The sequence below is a fragment of the Bradyrhizobium sp. USDA 4473 genome (genome assembly GCF_054063335.1).
The window spans coordinates 1,769,412-1,785,163 of sequence record NZ_JBSSGE010000001.1; the positions used below are offsets into that span (position 1 = coordinate 1,769,412).

Consider the following 15,752-nt stretch of genomic DNA (forward strand, 5'->3'; position numbering starts at 1 on the left):
CCCTCGCCCCGCTCTTGCGGGGAGAGGGTTGGGGTGAGGGGCTCTCTCTACGAGTGTTGAAGGTGGACGGACCTGTACCCCCTCACCCGGATCGCATCTGTCGATGCGATCCGACCTCTCCCCGCAAGCGGGGCGAGGTAGGTCACTTCTTCTTCGCGCGCTCGATGCCTTCGAGGATCAGCTTGCGGGCTTCGTCGGCGTCGCCCCAGCGCAGCACCTTCACCCACTTGCCCTTCTCGAGATCCTTGTAGTGCTCGAAGAAGTGCTGGATCTGCTGCAGCGTGATGTCGGGCAGGTCGCTGTAATTATGCACCTTGTCGTAGCGCTGGGTCAGCTTCGACGACGGCACCGCGATGATCTTCTCGTCGCCGCCGGCCTCGTCCTCCATCAAGAGCACGCCGACCACACGGACACTCATCACCGCGCCCGGCACGATCGCGCGGGTGTTGACGATCAGCACGTCGCAGGGATCGCCGTCGCCGGACAGGGTGTGCGGGATGAAGCCGTAATTGCCGGGATAGCGCATCGGCGTGTACAGGAAGCGGTCCACCACGAGCGTGCCGGCCTCCTTGTCCATCTCGTACTTGATGGGCTCGCCGCCGACGGCAACCTCGATGATGACGTTGACGTCGTGGGGCGGATTTTTTCCGATCGATATGGCGTCGATACGCATGGATTGCTCCGCGTGGCCTTTGGAAGTTGAGAAACGATGTGATTTTTTGTTGGCGCCGCCGGGCCGCGAACAACATCAGGCCCGGCCTTGGGAGCCGGGCTGGCCGTCGCGCGCAAGCGCTCAGGCTGGTTTAGCCTTGCTGCAGCTGCGAGAGAAGCATGATTTTCAGTTCGCCCAGGCGAAAGCGACCTTGTCGAGCGACTTCGGCCCGAACCGCTCCGAGGAGCGCGCCACCATCCGTCCGCCCAGCGCGCGGTAGAACTCGGTCGCCGGCTCGTTATCCGAGAGCGCCCAGATCACCATGCTCTTCAGGCCGCTCTGCAGGAGGTCACGGCGGGCGGAGGCAAACAGGCGACGGCCGAAGCCGAGGCCCTGGAATTCCGGCCGCAGATAGAGCTCGTAGATCTCGCCTTCGAAGTGCAGGCTGCGGGCGCGGTTGCGGCCGTAATTGGCGTAGCCCGCGATGCGGTCGCCGAACACCAGCACGCTGACGCGGCTGCCCTTGCGGATGGCGCTGTCCCACCATTGCGGGCCGCGGCGATTGATCAGCTTTTCGAGTTCGGCGCCGGGGATGATTCCCTGATACGCCGAGCGCCAGGCTTCGTCATGGGTAGACGCCACCGCAGCCGCGTCTGCAGCTTTGGCCGGCCGGACCTCGATCAGCGTTGTGCTCATGCATCCGATCAAAGCAAGTCAGCGGGCCGCCTTCAAGGTCCATCGTTAATTATCGGTTAAGCTGTGGATTTTTTGCATCAGTGTGATGAAAACTTGTTCCGAAAAAGGACACATGCCGGGCTCAAGCGGTCGACCGCTGGCCCGGCCCTGTGCAAAGCGTGAATCGCGCGCGCAGTATGACACTGCCGTCGCGCTGAAAGATGCTCGTTCGGGGCTGATTCGCCGGCAGGATTTGGCGCGCGATCCCGGCGCGAGGTGGGTACCCCGCGTGCGCGGTCGCTGCGCCGCCGCAGTGGATTTTCGCGTGCGCCGGCCTTAAGGCAGCAGCGGTATTAATCGGCCCGAGCGGACTGCGATGACGCTCTACTTCCTGATCAAATATCTGCATGTGCTCGGCGCCATCGTGATCCTCGGCACCGGGACCGGCATCGCCTTCTTCATGCTGGCGGCGCATCGCACGCAGGATGCAGCGTTCATCGCACGCACGGCGGCGACCGTCGTGATCGCAGACATGATCTTCACGCTGAGCGCCGTGCTGCTGCAGCCGGTGAGCGGCGGACTGCTGATGCTGCTGTCGGCAACCGGGATCACCGAACGCTGGCTGTTGGTATCGCTTGCGCTCTACGCCCTGGCCGGCGCGTTCTGGATTCCCGTCATCTTCATGCAGATGGAGATGCGCGACCTCGCGCAGGCCGCCGTCGAAAAAGGTCTGCCGCTGCCGCCGCGCTACCATGCGTTGTTTCGCCGCTGGTTCCTGTTCGGCATTCCCGGCTTCGGCTCGGTGATGATCATCCTGTGGCTGATGATCGCGAAACCATTTTGAAGCATGATCCGTCTTCTATGAGTGACGATGCATCACACAACATCCTCGTGCTCGGCGCGTCGGGCCTGATCGGACGTGCCATCACCCACGATCTGAGGGCGCGCGGCTTTCACGTGATCGGGATCGCGCGGCATTTCACGCCGGCGCAAAAGATGAGCGCGGCCGATCTCGAGCTGCCTGTGATGTCGCTGGATGCCGCGGCGCTGACGCAGCTTGTTCGCACGCATGAGGTCGACGTTGTCGTGAATTGCCTCGGCGTGCTGCAGGACGGGCCGGGCAGTGACACGCGCGCGGTGCATCGCGATTTCGTCGCGCGGCTGCTGCAAGCAGTCCGCGACAGCCATCGCGCGATCCGTCTCGTGCATATTTCGATTCCCGGCACGGCCGATCAGGACCGCACCGCCTTCAGCACCACCAAGCGCGAGGCCGAGCGGCTGATTGCGGCATCAGGGATCGCGCACGCGATCCTGCGACCGGGCTTTGTCATCGCGCCATCGGCCTATGGCGGCAGCGCCATGCTGCGCGCGCTGGCGGCGCTGCCGGTCGAGTTGCCGGCCGATGAGGCGGCGACGCCGTTCCAGCCGGTCGCGGTCGAGGATATCGCGGCCACGATCGCCTGGCTCGCAGTGCGCGACGTCGGCGATGAAGCGGTGCGATCGGTGGCGTGGGACTTGATGCAGCCTCAGCCGGTCTCGCTCGGCGGCGTCATCGCCCAATTCCGAGGGACGTTCGGCACGGCGAAGCATGTCCGCATCGCCTCGCCGTCCTTCTTGATTGATCTCGGTGCTCGCCTCGGCGATCTCGTCAGCCGCCTCGGCTGGATGCCGCCGCTGCGGACCACTGCGATCGCCGAGCTGCGCCGCGGCGTCACCGGCGATCCCTCAGCCTGGATGCAGGCGACCGGCATCGTGCCGAGGACGATCGCGCAAGCCGTCGGCGGGCGTCCCGCGACGATCCAGGACAAATGGTTTGCGCGGCTGTTCCTGATCAAGGCGCTGATCTTCGCCAGCCTGGTGCTGTTCTGGGTGGCGTCCGGCTTCATCGCGCTTGTCATCTCCTATGACGCCGCCGCCGGGATTTTGAGCGCACATCATTTTCCACCCGCTCTGGTCGGGCCGGTGACGGTGCTGACCAGCCTGATGGACATGAGCATCGGCGTGCTGATCGCGATCCGCCGCACCGCGGCATTCGGCCTCGTTGCCGGCATCGTCGCCTCGCTCGGCTACATGGCGGGATCGGCGATCCTGACGCCCGATCTCTGGATCGAGCCGCTCGGCGCACTGGTGAAGACCGGCCCCGCGATCGTGCTGATGCTGGTGGCGCTGCTGACGTTGGATAACCGATGAAGAGCTGGCCCAACGACGACGTGATCCTCTACGACGGCGTCTGCATCTTCTGCTCGCGTTGGGTCCGCTTCGTCGTCTCGCGCGATACCGAGAGGCGCTTCCGCTTCACGCCGATCCAGTCCGCCTACGGCACGCGGCTCGCCAAAACCTTCGGCATCGACCCCGACGATCCCGACACCAATGCCGTGATCCATGGCGGCGTCGCCTGGATGAAGTCCGACGCGGCGCTGACGGTACTGAGCCATCTGCCTGGCTGGAGCTGGACCCGCGCGCTGTTTACGGTGCCCAAGCCGCTGCGCGACGCAGTGTACAGCACCATCGCGCGCAACCGCTATCGCATCTTCGGGAAATACGAGACGTGTTTTGTCCCCGACGCCGATATGCGGGCGAGGGTGCTGGAGTAACATCTGCCGTCATTGCGAGGAGCGAAGCGACGAAGCAATCCATGCCTCCGTTATGCCGCCCGATGGATTGCTTCGCTTCGCTCGCAATGACGATGCGGCTATTTGCGCGGCACAGCCGCCAGGACTTCCTTCGCCGCCCGCTCCCCCGAATCCCGTGCGCCATGCGCGGTCGAGAAGAAATGCGGCGACGTCGCCTCTCCCGCAAAGAACAGCCGGCCGTCGACCGGGGCGGCGAGCACGGCGCGCTTGTCGGCGTAGCCGGGCAGCGCATGCGAGTAGGAGCCGCGGGCGAACCGGTCGTGGGCCCAGCGGGATTCGCTGAGCGGCTTCAGCTTGCGGCGGAAATCATTGCCGAGGAAGGAGACGATCTCGTCGATGCTGTGCGCGGCGATGGCGCCGTTGCCGGCATCTTCGAGCGCTTGCGCAAAGCGGCCGCCGAAGAAGCCTTCGATGCAGGGCTGGCCGAACGGGCGGATGTGATAGGTGCCCATCTCTGTGCGCATGGTGGCGCCGCGCAGATTGCCTTCCTTCGGCAGCGCCTCGGGTTCGGCGAGCGCCAAGGTCACCTTGTCGGCGAGCCCGAGCGGCAGCCCGCGCGCGGCATCGCGCTTGTCCGGGAGCGCGGGCGAGAAGCGGATCGCCTCGTCGGCGATCAAATTGGTCGGCACGGTGACGATCACCTTGTCCGCCTCAAGCGTGCCGCGCGTGGTCTCAATGCGGACGCGCGGGCCTGTGTGATCGATCAACCGGACCTCGCAGTTCAGTGCGACCGGCACCTGTTCGCCGTAGGCCGCGACCAAAGCGCCATAGCCGCGCCGCACCCGCCAATTGATGTCGGTGTCTTCATAGGCGTCGACGTCGAGGATCGAGACCTGATCGAGCTCGCAGCCGTTCACATAGGTCGAGATCGCATCGATCATCGGGTTCCAGCGGTTGCCGGGTTCGAGATAGCGATCGGCGGAACCATCCTTGCCGTCGCGCGCGGCTTGTTCGAGGCGATCGTAGAACTGGTCGAGCGCGAGCGTGAACGCATCGCGGTCGGCCTGCGGGAACGCCTTGCCATAGGCGCGCTCGCGCCACGGCGGCAGGTCCTTGTTGAGCTCGAAGCCGAGTTGCTGGGCGATGCCGACAAAGCTGTTCTGGTCGGCCGAGTGCAGCCAGCCGCAGCCGACGTCGAACACCACGTCAGGCGCAGCCTGGATGGTATGCGCGCGGCCGCCGAGGCGATCGCGGGCTTCCAGCACGATGCTGGACAGGCCGGTGCCCTGCAGCGCATGCGCGGCGCCGAGGCCCGCAGCGCCGGCGCCGATGATGGCGACATCGACCGTGGAGGGAAGAGAACTCATGTCCCGGCTCTAGCACGTTCGCCGCCAGGCCTGAAGCCGCCGCGCGCATGACTGTCATCACCCGCGTATGCGAGCGATCCAGTATTCCAGAGGCAGCTGTGATTTTACTGAGGAGCCGCGGCGTACTGGATGCCCCGGTCGAGCCGGGGCATGACAGTTTCTATGTGGGACCGCTTACGCCACCGCTTCCTTGGCCTTCTCGGCGCGCTTGCGGTCGTTCGGGTCGAGGTGCTTCTTGCGCAGCCGGATCGACTTCGGCGTCACCTCGACGAGCTCGTCGTCCTCGATATAGGCCAGCGCCTTTTCCAGGGTCATGCGGATCGGCGGGGTCAGGCGCACCGCTTCGTCCTTCGAGGTGGTGCGGATGTTGGTGAGCTGCTTGCCCTTCAGCACGTTGATCTCGAGATCATTGTCGCGGGTGTGCTCGCCGACGATCATGCCCTTGTAGACCTTCCAGCCCGGCTCGATCATCATCGGGCCGCGGTCTTCCAGCTTGAACATCGCATAGGCCACCGCTTCGCCCTGGTCGTTGGAGATCAGGACGCCGTTGCGGCGGCCCTGGATCTCGCCCTTGTAGGCGGCATAGCCGTGGAAGATGCGGTTCATGATCGCGGTGCCGCGGGTGTCGGTGAGCAGTTCGCCCTGGTAGCCGATCAGGCCGCGGGTCGGCGCGTAGAACACCAGCCGCAGGCGGTTGCCGCCGGACGGGCGCATCTCGATCATCTCGGCCTTGCGCTCGCTCATCTTCTGCACGACGACGCCGGAATGCTCCTCGTCGACGTCGATCACGACCTCCTCGATCGGCTCCTGCCAGCCGCCGGTCGCCTCGTCCTTCTGCAGCACGACGCGCGGGCGCGACACCGAGAGCTCGAAACCCTCGCGGCGCATGGTCTCGATCAGGATAGCGAGCTGCAATTCGCCGCGGCCGGAGACTTCCATGGAATCCTTGTCAGCGGCCTCGACGACGCGCAGCGCGACATTGCCTTCGGCCTCGCGCAGCAGGCGGTCGCGGATCATGCGCGAGGTCACCTTGTCGCCTTCGGTGCCGGCGAGCGGCGAGTTGTTGACGATGAACGACATCGAGACCGTCGGCGGATCGATCGGCTGCGCCGGCAGCGGCGTCTCGACCGAGGGGTCGCAGAAGGTGTCGGCGACGGTGCCCTTGGTCAAGCCCGCGATCGCGACGATGTCGCCGGCCTCGGCCTCTTCGAGCGGGGTGCGCTCGAGGCCGCGGAAGGCGAGGATCTTGGTCAGGCGGCCGCTCTCGATCAGCTTGCCGTCGGCGCCCAGCACCTTGACCTGCTGGTTCGGCTTGATCGAGCCGGAGGAGATCCGCCCGGTGATGATGCGGCCGAGATAGGGATTGGCCTCGAGGATGGTGCCGATCATGCGGAACGGACCTTGCTCGACCTTCGGCGGCTCGACATGGCGCACGATCAAGTCGAACAGCGGCTGCATGCCGAGGTCCTTCGGGCCCTCCGGGCTCTCCGCCATCCAGCCCTGCTTGGCCGACCCGTACAGGATCGGGAAGTCGAGCTGCTCCTCAGAGGCATCGAGCGCCGCGAACAGGTCGAACACCTCGTTGATGACTTCGGTCGGGCGGGCGTCCGGACGGTCGACCTTGTTGATCACGACGATCGGCTTCAGGCCGATCTTGAGCGCCTTCGACACCACGAACTTGGTCTGCGGCAGCGGACCCTCGGCGGCGTCGACCAGCACCAGTGCGCCATCAACCATGTTGAGGATGCGCTCGACCTCACCGCCGAAATCGGCGTGGCCTGGGGTGTCGACGATGTTGACGCGAATGTCCTTCCACTGCACCGAGGCGGCCTTGGCCAGAATGGTGATGCCGCGCTCGCGCTCCAGGTCGTTGGAGTCCATGGCGCGTTCGGTGACCTTCTGGTTCTCGCGGAAAGTGCCGGATTGCTGCAGCAGGCGGTCGACGAGGGTGGTCTTGCCGTGGTCGACGTGGGCGATGATGGCGACGTTGCGAAGGTTCATGGCTCTTCTTCTGGTCGTGCAATGGTCAGATGCGCGATCTCGCCGGACCGATTTGGCCGGCCGCTCGCTCGCGTGGCCCCATCGGGGCCCGGATCACGCTCATACCCAAGAAATTTGACGGGGACGCATCACCCCAAAAAGGAAGCCCGGTCTTAAGGACCGGGCACCTTGCGCGTTGCGGCGCAATATAGTCAGAAAACGCCAAAAAACAATGATTTGTTGGTGGTTTGGAGGGCTGATTTTGGTTCCGGAAGCCGGCCTTAAGGGGCTTTTCTGGGTCGATTCAGCCCCGTTTCTGCGCCCGGGCGAACACGATCAGCCCGAGTCCAACAAACGCAACCAGCACCGAGACCCCCGTGAGCGGGTCGTTTGACCCACCCAAAGTGACATTGAGGACCACGCAGAGGGCGCCCGGGATCAGCAGCAGCACCCCCACGATCAGCATGAAGATCATGCAGCCGGGCGGCAACCGTGGTTCCTGCCGCGGCGGTTCTGTCGACGACGGTTGGTCCAGATTGCTCATGGGCTCCCCTTGATCGCGGCGCGGATCAGCATCACGCCGGCAAAGCAGACCGCCAGCCCGAGCAGGATCAGAAAGAAGATCGAGGGATCGGGCCGCGACCAGTTCATGCCGCCGAACCCGAACAGCAGGGCACAGAGCCCGGGCAGCAGCAGGAACACCCCGAACAGCGCCATAAAGGCGGTCGCGCAGCCGCTGCGTGGCGGCTGCGCCGGCGGGACGTATTGATAGGGCAGCTCCGGCGGCGCAGGCGGGAGCGGCGGTGGATTGGCCTCGCTCATCGCGGCACCTGCTCGCTCTGCCGTGTTTCGCGATAGGTCTGCCCGGCCAGCGCGGCGCGGATGCCGTCGATCAGCCCATTGCGGTAGAACAGGTTGTAGGTGTCGAACGGGATGATCGCGCCGCTCTCGGTGACGAAGTGGATGCAGCTTCGCTTGACGTTGCCGACGCAGAAATTGAAGCGATCGAGGAATTGCACGATGGTGACGCGGAACACGTTCTCGTAGCTGAGGCCCTCAGGCACCTCGAAGCTCGGCAGGCAGCACAGCAGCTCGCAAACACGCTCGCTTGTGTTGAGCGGTCCCGACGACAGCGAGAACAAATCGACGAACTTCTCCCGCAACACCGGATATTTCTCCGGACTGATCGTGTTGGGCATCACGGCGATCAGCTGATCCTGCGGGATCAGCGAGGTCAGCGGCAGCACCTTGTCGCCGTTGCGCAGACCGTAGCCGATCGAGATGCTCTCGGGGTTGCAGGGCAGCGGGATCATGTCGTTGGCGCCGAACACCCCGGTGTCGATCACCCGCTTTCGGATCTCCGACAGCATGATGCGGTCGGTGTCCTTGTTGAAATCCTCGTTGCGGCCGGCGTCCTGCACCGGTTGCAAGGTGACGCCGCGGACGCATTTCCAGCTCAGCGCATGGCGGACGATGTCGCCGATCTCGGCATCATTGACGCCGCGCTTGATGGTGGCGACCAGCGTGGTCGAGATGCCTTCGCGCTCGAGATTCTCCAGCGCCTGCTGGCGGATTTTTCGCAAGTCCGCGCCGCGCAGATTGACCAGAGCCTCGCGCTTCAGCGAATCGAATTGCAGATAGACCTCCAGCCCGCGCTTGTTCTCGGCGAGCTTGGCCACGAAATCGGGCTCGCGTGCGATCCTGAGGCCGTTGGTGTTGATCATGACATGGCGGATCGGGCGGGCGCGCACCGCATCCAGGATCGCGAAGAAGTCCGGGTGCAGCGTCGGCTCGCCGCCGGAGATCTGCACCAGATCAGGTTCGCCCTCGCTTGCCACCAGCGCGTCCAGCATCTTCTCGATCTTCGCCAGCGGCGTGAAGCTTGAGCGTGCCGGCGAGGAATTCGCAAAGCACACCGGGCAGGTCAGGTTGCAGTGCTCGGTGATCTCGATCAGCGCCAGGCAGGAATGCTGCTCGTGGTCCGGGCACAGCCCGCAATCATAGGGGCAGCCGAATTCGGTGTGGCGCTGGAAGGCGAGCGGCCGGTCGCCCGGCTTGATGAAGTCCTTGCACAGCCGCCAATAGGCCGAATCAGTCGAGACCAGCGTCGACTGCACGCCGTGCTGCTTGCAACGCTTCTCATACCAGACCTCGTTGCCTGATATCTGGATCTTGGTCGGCACCAGGGTCAGGCAGGTTTCGCAGAGCGACTGGGTCTGGCCCCAGAAGATGTAGGGGCGTGCCTTACGCAGCGGCGCGTTCATGCTTCAAACTCACATCTGGTGCCGTCGCCAGCATGACGGCGGCATAAATCATGACAAACAGCGATAGCACGTGGAACAGCGAGAACGGGCCGATCAGTGCGCCATAGGGCTTGATGAACTCCCACAGGAAGCGCTGCAGCCCGTAGTAGAACAGCACGAGGTAGAATCCATTGGTGATGACAGCGGCGTTGCGGTTCAATACGGCCCACACATAGAAGACCGCGAACGCGGCCATCGCCAGGCTTTCATAGAGCTGCACCGGATGGCGCAGCACGCCGTCGCCGAAATTATGGCCCCAGGGCAGCGTGGTCGGCGTGCCGTAGGTGAAGTCCTCGAGCCCCGCGAAATAGCAGCCGAGCCGGCCGACCGCGACGCCGATCGCAAGCGGCAGCGCGAAGCGCGCCCCGGTGCGCAGCGTCATGCCGTGCAGCCATTTGTAGAGCTCGATCGCGACGATGCCGCCGGCCAGCGCGCCCTCGACCGAGCGGGCGATGCCGGGCATGCCGGAGAACCACAGGTTCAGCGTGCCGAAGATGTAGGCGCCGATGCCGGCACCGAACACCAGCGCCGCGATGTAGGGCAGCTCGAACGATTGCCGGGCGAATTGCAGCCCGCGCTGGCGCGACAGCCACCACATCGCGGCTGCCGCCGCGCACCATGCAGCGACGTCGAAGACGGCGTGAAGTTCAGCCCCGCTCATCAGGCGAGTGTAGCGTGATTTTCGCGGCCTGCGATAGCTATGCTCCCTCTCCCTGTTCTTACGGGGAGAGGGTTGGGGTGAGGGGCATCCATCCGGCGAGCACCTCGCAGCTTGTTGAGCAGTGTGCCTCGCCCCTCACCCGGATCGCCAGAGCGATCCGACCTCTCCCCGCAAAGAGCGGGGAGAGGTAAGTGGGACTAATTCGCCGGGTTGTCCTCGCTCGGATAGACCCCGCGCAGCACTTCCTCGAAGTGATCCTTCACCGCCTCGTTGCATTGGCAGGAGCGCAGCCGGAGCTTGTCCGGATCGCGGATCACGATCGCGCCGCGGCGGGTGTCCAGCACGCCCTCCGCCTTGAAGTTCTGGATCACCCGGCTGGTGTAGCTGCGACCGACGCCGAGCAGGGTCGAGAGCTGCTCATGGGTGAGCGGCACCACGCCGTTGCCGTTGGTGCGCTCGATCGCCGAGATGATCCATTTCGCGGCGCGCTGCTCGATCGAGTGGATCGCGTTGCAGGCGGTCGACTGGAAGATCTGCGCCAGCATGCAGTCGGCATAGCGCGCGAAGATGTTGCGCACCGAGATCGATTTCAGCTTGGCGGCGTCGAGCTTGCTGATCGGCAGCCGCGCGAAGGGTCCGCCGAACTTGACGGTGATGCGGGTATAGGCCGGCAGGAATCCCTGGCTGACGATGCCGCCGACTGCGCCCTCGCGGCCGACCAGGATGGTCTCGACATCGCGTCCGTCTTCGTTCGGCACCATGTAGGACGCAAGGCTCGGTCCGCACGGGAAATGCACGGTCTGGACATCGTCGCCGGGATTATAGAGCAGATCGCCGGCATTAGCTTCGACCAGCGCAAGATGCGGCGCGATCAGCTCGTAGTCGACGGCATTGAGCCGGCGCAAAAGATTATTGAACGGCCGGTCGTTCGCCCCGGCCAAATCAGTCGGTTTTGTAATCATTGGAAAATCCTGCCAGCCCAACGCGGACCATACTGAAAAAGTTCCCGTATTTATGTTCACTAGTGAACAGACGCGACCGCGCGCGATGTGATGGGTTTCATATTGGGAACAGCCGGCGCGCCTTCGGGCGCCGGTCGCGGGCCATCCGGCCGGATCGATCCGGCCTCTCATCCATCATTGAAGAAATGGACACCGAGCCATGGACTGCGCTCCCAATGCCATGCCCGGCGACGTTCTGGTCGTCGAGGACGATCCGATCATCGCGCTCTATTTCGAGGACACCATCCTGGGCTTCGGCGTCCGCACGGTGCGGACCGCCGCGAATGTCGCGCGCGCGCTCGAACTGATTGCTGAACGTCCGCCGGATTTCGCCCTGCTCGACGTCGGCCTGGTCGGGGGCGAGAAGACGTTCGCGATCGCCGAGCGGCTCGATGCGCTGGAGGTGCCGTTCGCGTTCATCACGGGTTATGGCGCCGATGTCAGGCTGCCGGACTCGCTCGCCGGCAAGCCGCGGCTGACCAAGCCGTGTTCGAGCGAGACGCTCGAGGCCGCGCTGCGCAACGGGCTCTGACGAATTGCCGGCTTCGGCCTCGCCGTCGAAGCGTTCGTCGTCTACGATCCGGGTCGCAAGGATTCGGCGACGCACAGGCAAGCCGTCATGGCGATCAGCCCATCTGCCGCTGCGCGTGCAGCAGCGCTCTCTATCGGCCTGCTGCTCGCCTCGGCCGTCGGCGGTGGCTTCGTATCTCGAGCCGTTGCTGAGCCGACCGCATTGTCGAGCGCGCAATCCGCCGCAAGCGAGGCCTACGACAATGCCCTGAAGACCTTCGTCTCGATCCTGCGCCAGCGCCGCGCGCAGATCGACTCGAAGCAGCCGCTGCCCAACCTGCCGGGCCAGGCGATCTATCTTGCCCGGGTCGAGATGATGAGCGCCTACAAGGATCTCACCGATGCGTTGCCGTCGCGGATCGGAAGGCCCAACAAACTGGGAATTCCGCCGGCCTATTTCGACGCCGACAATGAGCCGCTGCTCGAGGAGTACAGAAAACTGTTCGACCTCATGGAGGCGCCGCCCGCCGGTGCGCAAAGCTCCGAGACGCCGTTCAAGGACGTGGTCGATCTGGCGACCGTGATCGCGCGCGCCAGGGGACTGGATGCCGCTGACGCCGCGACCGCCGGCCGTATCATCCTCGGGCTGTTCTTTGCCGAGACCAACGGCAAGCAGAACGTGGGAAATGCGCGGTCGAACACCTACAAGGGCAGCCTGCAGACCGGCCCGTCCGAAGATCGCAACGGTCGAAACAAGTGGGCCGCGATCAAGGAATCGATCGCGGCGCTGGATCCGGCGCTGAGCCGCCGCGACGACAAGGAAGAGGCGCGGGCCGGCAACCTCGATCGCAGGTTCAATCACTGGACCGCGGTGCGGGACGGCCTGATGAACGCGCACGCGGACATTTTCCCGCAGGTCCCGGCGATCGCAAAGGCTCTGCCGGATCCGATCGATCAAATGAAGCTGTTCGAATTGATCCAGATCATTCCGACGCCGACGAGAGCTGCGCTGAAATCGGGAAACCTCACAGGTTACAGGATCTCCGATCCCCGGATCATGGGATATCTGCGAAACAACAGCGTCTTCGCTTTCGGCCGGGCCGACCGGGCTCGAACCTCCGCAACCTTCCGCAACATCCTCGATGCGATGTGGCTGTTCAACGCCAAGTTCGAACAGGCGCTTGCCAAATTCAAGGAGATCAAGGCCGGCAAGCCGGAATGACGTCAGCGGCCCGTCAGAGTGGGCCTTGCAGGCTCCATCGCGGCTCGCAGAATTGCTTCGCGGCAGACGCGACGCCGCCGGCGATGATGTTGCGGCGCTCGAGCGAGTCCATTGCGAGTTCTTCGTCGCGGTTGATGATCGAGCCGGCCTCCAGCAGCACGGCGGGCATTGCGGTCTTTCGCAGCACGATCAGCTCGTCATAGCTGTAGACGCCGGTGTCCTTGTTCAGCAGCGGGTGCTGGTTGCTGCCCATGATGGGCAGGCTGTACTGCTCGGCATAGGGCAGCCCCCCAGCCTTCAATTCCTTAGCGACCAGCTCGGCAAACCGCAGGCTGGTCCTGAAGTCCGGATTCTCCCGGGAGACGAACACCGAGTAGCCGCTGAAGCGATCGCTGAAATGGCTTTTCTTGCCCTCGAATTCCCAGTCCTCAAGCATCTTGTTGGGCACGGAGTCATGGTGGATCGACAGCAGCAGATCGGCGTGCAAATTGCTGGCGCTCGCGACCCGCTTGAACAGGCTGGGTCGCGCCTTGCCCTCGGTCAGCAGCAGCCTGGTTTCGGCAAAACCTTCGGCCTTCAATCTCTCCTCGATCAGCTTCGCAAGCCGCAGGTTGAAGGTGAACTCGGCAACATTCCGCGCGCTGATCGCACCTTCCGATTCGGCGGTATGTCCGACGTCCAGCACGATCCGGAATGTCGCGGGATCGCATGTGAGTGCGGCCGGCTTGAGCCCTGAAAGCGGCAGTGTGACTGGGCCAAGGGCGGCCAGTCGCGTGGCGCGGTGTTTGGGCGGGGCGCGGTGCCTCGCCAATCTGGCCGGCCTGGTTGCCTTCGCGCGCTTTGGCGACTTGGCATGTTTGGGTGAGCTCTTGAAGAGATCGGGCAGCCAGCCGGCATCACCGGCTCCGATCGGCAGCAGTGCGAACACCGCGATCGTAACGACCAACAAGCGGCGAGACCGAAACCTCGCGACGATACCACCGAGCACGCGAAAGAATTCGCAGCGCCTCATGCTCCGCCCCTCCGGGCCCCCAGCATAACGGCTCTGATATCGGTACCGGAAGGGGCGGGTCGCGTCCATCCCCGGCAATCGCGACGCCCTTGGTTTGGCCAAAAGCGTGCGGGACAGGGTGTCCGGTTCCGTCGCGGCTGCGGCCGGACTACACCGGCTTCGGGTCGAGCGTGATCGCCCACAGCTCGGCGTCGACGCGGTCGCGCAGGCTCACCGTCATTTGCCCGCTCTTGCCGTCGATCTTGACGTGGCCGAAGAACTGCATGCCGGCCGACGGCGGCAGGTTCTGGTTGGCTTCGCCCGGCGCCTTGACGAACCTCACCTCGGGACCAAACGTGTTGTCGAGCTCGTTCGGGCCGAACGTGCCGGCATGCAGCGGGCCGGAGACGAATTCCCAGAACGGATCGAACTCCTGGAACTGGGCCTTGTTCGGATTGTAGTAGTGCGCGGCCGCGTAGTGCACGTCGGCGGTCAGCCACACCGTGTTGACGATCCCTGCGGTCTTGATGAAGCGCAGGATGTCGGCGATCTCGAGCTCGCGGCCGCGCGCCGGACCGTCGCCCTGCGCAAACGCTTCCGAGCCCTTCTTGTTGGTCGCATCATCATAGACGATCAACGACAGCGGCATGTCGGAGGCGATCACTTTCCAGGTGGCGCGCGAGTTGAGCAGCGCGCGCTTCAGCCAGGCCATCTGGTCCGGCCCGATGAAATAGGCATCGGGACCGTAGCTCTCCTGCAGGTTCGGACCGTTGGGGCCGCGATAGCTGCGCTCATCGAGCATGAACACGTCGAGATGCGGGCCGTAGCTCAGGGTGCGATAGACCCGGCCCGGTTCGACGATGCTCTCGCGCATCGGATACATCTCGTGGAACGCCTTGGCCGCGCGCGCGGCGAGCACCGTGATGTCGCGCTCCTTGTAGGCCGCCGGCAGCTGCTTCGACAGCGACCAGTTGTTGGTCACCTCGTGATCGTCCCATTGCACGAAGATCGGCACCTCGGCATTGAAGGCGCGCACATTGGAGTCGAGGAAATTGTATTTGTGCGCGGCGCGGTATTCGTCGAGCGTCTCGGCGACCTTGGCCTTCTCCGGGATCGTGATGTTCTTCCAGATCTTGCCGTCCGGGAGCTTCACCTCGGACGGGATCACGCCGTCGGCGTAGATGGTGTCGCCGGAATGCAGCAGGAAATCCGGGTTGTGCTTCTTCATCGCGGCGAAGGTGATCATGCCACCGTCGTCGGGGTTGATGCCCCAGCCCTGGCCGGCAACGTCGCCGCCCCATACGAAGGAGACGTCGCGGCGGTCGCTCGGCGCGGTGCGGAAGCGGCCGACCACGGGCTCGCCGACCACGTCGATATGGGCGAGGTCGCGGAAGCGGACGCGGTAGAAGATGTCCTGGCCGGAGGGCAGGTTCTCCAGCAGCATCTTTGCGGTGAAGTCGCTCTCCGGCAGCGCCGTGATCGGCGGCAGCGCGCGAGCGTCCTTGAACGATTCGGTGGTCGCGACCTCGACCATCATCTGCGACGGCCGGTCCGCCCGCGCCCACACCACGCCGCTGTCGACGCCGACATCGCCGGACTGCACGCCATGGGTGATGACGGGACGATCCGCCGCGCGCGACAGATAAGGCATCGCGACCACGCCGGCACCGGCCGCAGCCGCCGTCGAGAGAAAGCGTCGGCGGGTGAGATTTCGCGAGAACCGGATCGTCATGGGGTCTCCTCAAGGTCACAGCGACACTGCGCCGCGGGCGTGCCAAGACCTAGAAAAATTCCATGACGGTGAGATTACAGGGGTG

Annotated in this window: 16 protein-coding genes; 5 read left to right on the forward strand and 11 right to left on the reverse strand. The window is 64.6% G+C overall.

What is annotated here, in order from left to right; translation table 11 throughout:
- Window positions 1–142: 142 nt before the first annotated feature.
- Window positions 143–673 carry an inorganic diphosphatase gene (ppa, locus tag ACVW17_RS08275; RefSeq protein WP_021078233.1) on the reverse strand — a complete coding sequence of 177 codons (531 nt, stop codon included), beginning with the start codon at window positions 671–673 and terminating at the stop codon, window positions 143–145.
- A 165-nt stretch (window positions 674–838) separates the two neighbouring features.
- The gene (locus ACVW17_RS08280; RefSeq protein WP_106326641.1) at window positions 839–1,348 is read right to left on the reverse strand and encodes a GNAT family N-acetyltransferase; all 510 of its coding nucleotides are present in this window, start codon (window positions 1,346–1,348) and stop codon (window positions 839–841) included.
- Between the two features lie 355 nt (window positions 1,349–1,703).
- On the opposite strand from ACVW17_RS08280, the gene ACVW17_RS08285 reads away from it, so the two are divergent.
- Genes ACVW17_RS08285 through ACVW17_RS08295 form a run of 3 tightly spaced genes read left to right on the forward strand, consistent with a single transcriptional unit; the run spans window position 1,704 to window position 3,921 of the window.
- Window positions 1,704–2,171 carry a DUF2269 family protein gene (locus ACVW17_RS08285; protein ID WP_456751427.1) on the forward strand — a complete coding sequence of 156 codons (468 nt, stop codon included), beginning with the start codon at window positions 1,704–1,706 and terminating at the stop codon, window positions 2,169–2,171.
- Between the two features lie 17 nt (window positions 2,172–2,188).
- Complete coding sequence (locus ACVW17_RS08290) at window positions 2,189–3,517, forward strand: SDR family oxidoreductase (protein ID WP_456751428.1); 1,329 nt, start codon at window positions 2,189–2,191, stop codon at window positions 3,515–3,517.
- The gene (locus tag ACVW17_RS08295) at window positions 3,514–3,921 is read left to right on the forward strand and encodes a thiol-disulfide oxidoreductase DCC family protein (RefSeq protein ID WP_456751429.1); all 408 of its coding nucleotides are present in this window, start codon (window positions 3,514–3,516) and stop codon (window positions 3,919–3,921) included. Before ACVW17_RS08290 ends, ACVW17_RS08295 begins: the two co-directional genes overlap by 4 nt.
- Before the next feature lie 98 nt (window positions 3,922–4,019).
- On the opposite strand, the gene ACVW17_RS08300 is transcribed toward ACVW17_RS08295, so the two are convergent.
- The 7 genes from ACVW17_RS08300 to ACVW17_RS08330 all read right to left on the reverse strand — a co-directional run bounded on the left by ACVW17_RS08300 (window position 4,020) and on the right by ACVW17_RS08330 (window position 11,173).
- Complete coding sequence (locus ACVW17_RS08300) at window positions 4,020–5,267, reverse strand: flavin monoamine oxidase family protein (RefSeq protein ID WP_456797019.1); 1,248 nt, start codon at window positions 5,265–5,267, stop codon at window positions 4,020–4,022.
- Window positions 5,268–5,441: 174 nt separating this feature from the next.
- Window positions 5,442–7,268: a translational GTPase TypA gene (typA, locus tag ACVW17_RS08305; protein WP_456751431.1), complete on the reverse strand. Its 1,827-nt coding sequence runs from the start codon at window positions 7,266–7,268 to the stop codon at window positions 5,442–5,444.
- 283 nt (window positions 7,269–7,551) lie between these two features.
- Window positions 7,552–7,791, reverse strand: a complete 240-nt coding sequence (locus ACVW17_RS08310; RefSeq protein WP_456751432.1) for a hypothetical protein — start codon at window positions 7,789–7,791, stop codon at window positions 7,552–7,554.
- Window positions 7,788–8,069 carry a hypothetical protein gene (locus tag ACVW17_RS08315; protein WP_456751433.1) on the reverse strand — a complete coding sequence of 94 codons (282 nt, stop codon included), beginning with the start codon at window positions 8,067–8,069 and terminating at the stop codon, window positions 7,788–7,790. Before ACVW17_RS08315 ends, ACVW17_RS08310 begins: the two co-directional genes overlap by 4 nt.
- A complete protein-coding gene (locus ACVW17_RS08320; RefSeq protein WP_456751434.1) occupies window positions 8,066–9,511 on the reverse strand; it encodes a radical SAM protein in 1,446 nt (481 codons plus the stop codon). Before ACVW17_RS08320 ends, ACVW17_RS08315 begins: the two co-directional genes overlap by 4 nt.
- Complete coding sequence (locus ACVW17_RS08325) at window positions 9,492–10,211, reverse strand: prolipoprotein diacylglyceryl transferase (RefSeq protein WP_456751435.1); 720 nt, start codon at window positions 10,209–10,211, stop codon at window positions 9,492–9,494. The genes ACVW17_RS08320 and ACVW17_RS08325 overlap by 20 nt, the downstream gene beginning before the upstream one ends.
- A 197-nt stretch (window positions 10,212–10,408) precedes the next feature.
- The gene (locus tag ACVW17_RS08330; RefSeq protein WP_456751436.1) at window positions 10,409–11,173 is read right to left on the reverse strand and encodes a Crp/Fnr family transcriptional regulator; all 765 of its coding nucleotides are present in this window, start codon (window positions 11,171–11,173) and stop codon (window positions 10,409–10,411) included.
- Window positions 11,174–11,372: 199 nt separating this feature from the next.
- On the opposite strand from ACVW17_RS08330, the gene ACVW17_RS08335 reads away from it, so the two are divergent.
- Window positions 11,373–11,744 (forward strand): response regulator, encoded by a 372-nt coding sequence (locus tag ACVW17_RS08335; RefSeq protein WP_456751437.1) that lies wholly within the window; start codon window positions 11,373–11,375, stop codon window positions 11,742–11,744.
- Window positions 11,745–11,831: 87 nt separating this feature from the next.
- Window positions 11,832–12,944: a hypothetical protein gene (locus ACVW17_RS08340; RefSeq protein ID WP_456797020.1), complete on the forward strand. Its 1,113-nt coding sequence runs from the start codon at window positions 11,832–11,834 to the stop codon at window positions 12,942–12,944.
- Between the two features lie 13 nt (window positions 12,945–12,957).
- On the opposite strand, the gene ACVW17_RS08345 is transcribed toward ACVW17_RS08340, so the two are convergent.
- Window positions 12,958–14,025 (reverse strand): N-acetylmuramoyl-L-alanine amidase, encoded by a 1,068-nt coding sequence (locus tag ACVW17_RS08345; protein ID WP_456751439.1) that lies wholly within the window; start codon window positions 14,023–14,025, stop codon window positions 12,958–12,960.
- 79 nt (window positions 14,026–14,104) lie between these two features.
- Window positions 14,105–15,667 (reverse strand): alkaline phosphatase D family protein, encoded by a 1,563-nt coding sequence (locus tag ACVW17_RS08350; RefSeq protein ID WP_456751440.1) that lies wholly within the window; start codon window positions 15,665–15,667, stop codon window positions 14,105–14,107.
- Between the last annotated feature and the right edge of the window lie 85 nt (window positions 15,668–15,752).

Coding starts and splice junctions, on each gene's coding strand:
- ppa (WP_021078233.1), bottom strand. CDS start 673: ATGCGTATCGACGCCATATCGATCGGAAAAAATCCGCCCCACGACGTC.
- ACVW17_RS08280 (WP_106326641.1), bottom strand. CDS start 1,348: ATGAGCACAACGCTGATCGAGGTCCGGCCGGCCAAAGCTGCAGACGCG.
- ACVW17_RS08285 (WP_456751427.1), top strand. CDS start 1,704: ATGACGCTCTACTTCCTGATCAAATATCTGCATGTGCTCGGCGCCATC.
- ACVW17_RS08290 (WP_456751428.1), top strand. CDS start 2,189: ATGAGTGACGATGCATCACACAACATCCTCGTGCTCGGCGCGTCGGGC.
- ACVW17_RS08295 (WP_456751429.1), top strand. CDS start 3,514: ATGAAGAGCTGGCCCAACGACGACGTGATCCTCTACGACGGCGTCTGC.
- ACVW17_RS08300 (WP_456797019.1), bottom strand. CDS start 5,267: ATGAGTTCTCTTCCCTCCACGGTCGATGTCGCCATCATCGGCGCCGGC.
- typA (WP_456751431.1), bottom strand. CDS start 7,268: ATGAACCTTCGCAACGTCGCCATCATCGCCCACGTCGACCACGGCAAG.
- ACVW17_RS08310 (WP_456751432.1), bottom strand. CDS start 7,791: ATGAGCAATCTGGACCAACCGTCGTCGACAGAACCGCCGCGGCAGGAA.
- ACVW17_RS08315 (WP_456751433.1), bottom strand. CDS start 8,069: ATGAGCGAGGCCAATCCACCGCCGCTCCCGCCTGCGCCGCCGGAGCTG.
- ACVW17_RS08320 (WP_456751434.1), bottom strand. CDS start 9,511: ATGAACGCGCCGCTGCGTAAGGCACGCCCCTACATCTTCTGGGGCCAG.
- ACVW17_RS08325 (WP_456751435.1), bottom strand. CDS start 10,211: ATGAGCGGGGCTGAACTTCACGCCGTCTTCGACGTCGCTGCATGGTGC.
- ACVW17_RS08330 (WP_456751436.1), bottom strand. CDS start 11,173: ATGATTACAAAACCGACTGATTTGGCCGGGGCGAACGACCGGCCGTTC.
- ACVW17_RS08335 (WP_456751437.1), top strand. CDS start 11,373: ATGGACTGCGCTCCCAATGCCATGCCCGGCGACGTTCTGGTCGTCGAG.
- ACVW17_RS08340 (WP_456797020.1), top strand. CDS start 11,832: ATGGCGATCAGCCCATCTGCCGCTGCGCGTGCAGCAGCGCTCTCTATC.
- ACVW17_RS08345 (WP_456751439.1), bottom strand. CDS start 14,025: ATGGACGCGACCCGCCCCTTCCGGTACCGATATCAGAGCCGTTATGCT.
- ACVW17_RS08350 (WP_456751440.1), bottom strand. CDS start 15,667: ATGACGATCCGGTTCTCGCGAAATCTCACCCGCCGACGCTTTCTCTCG.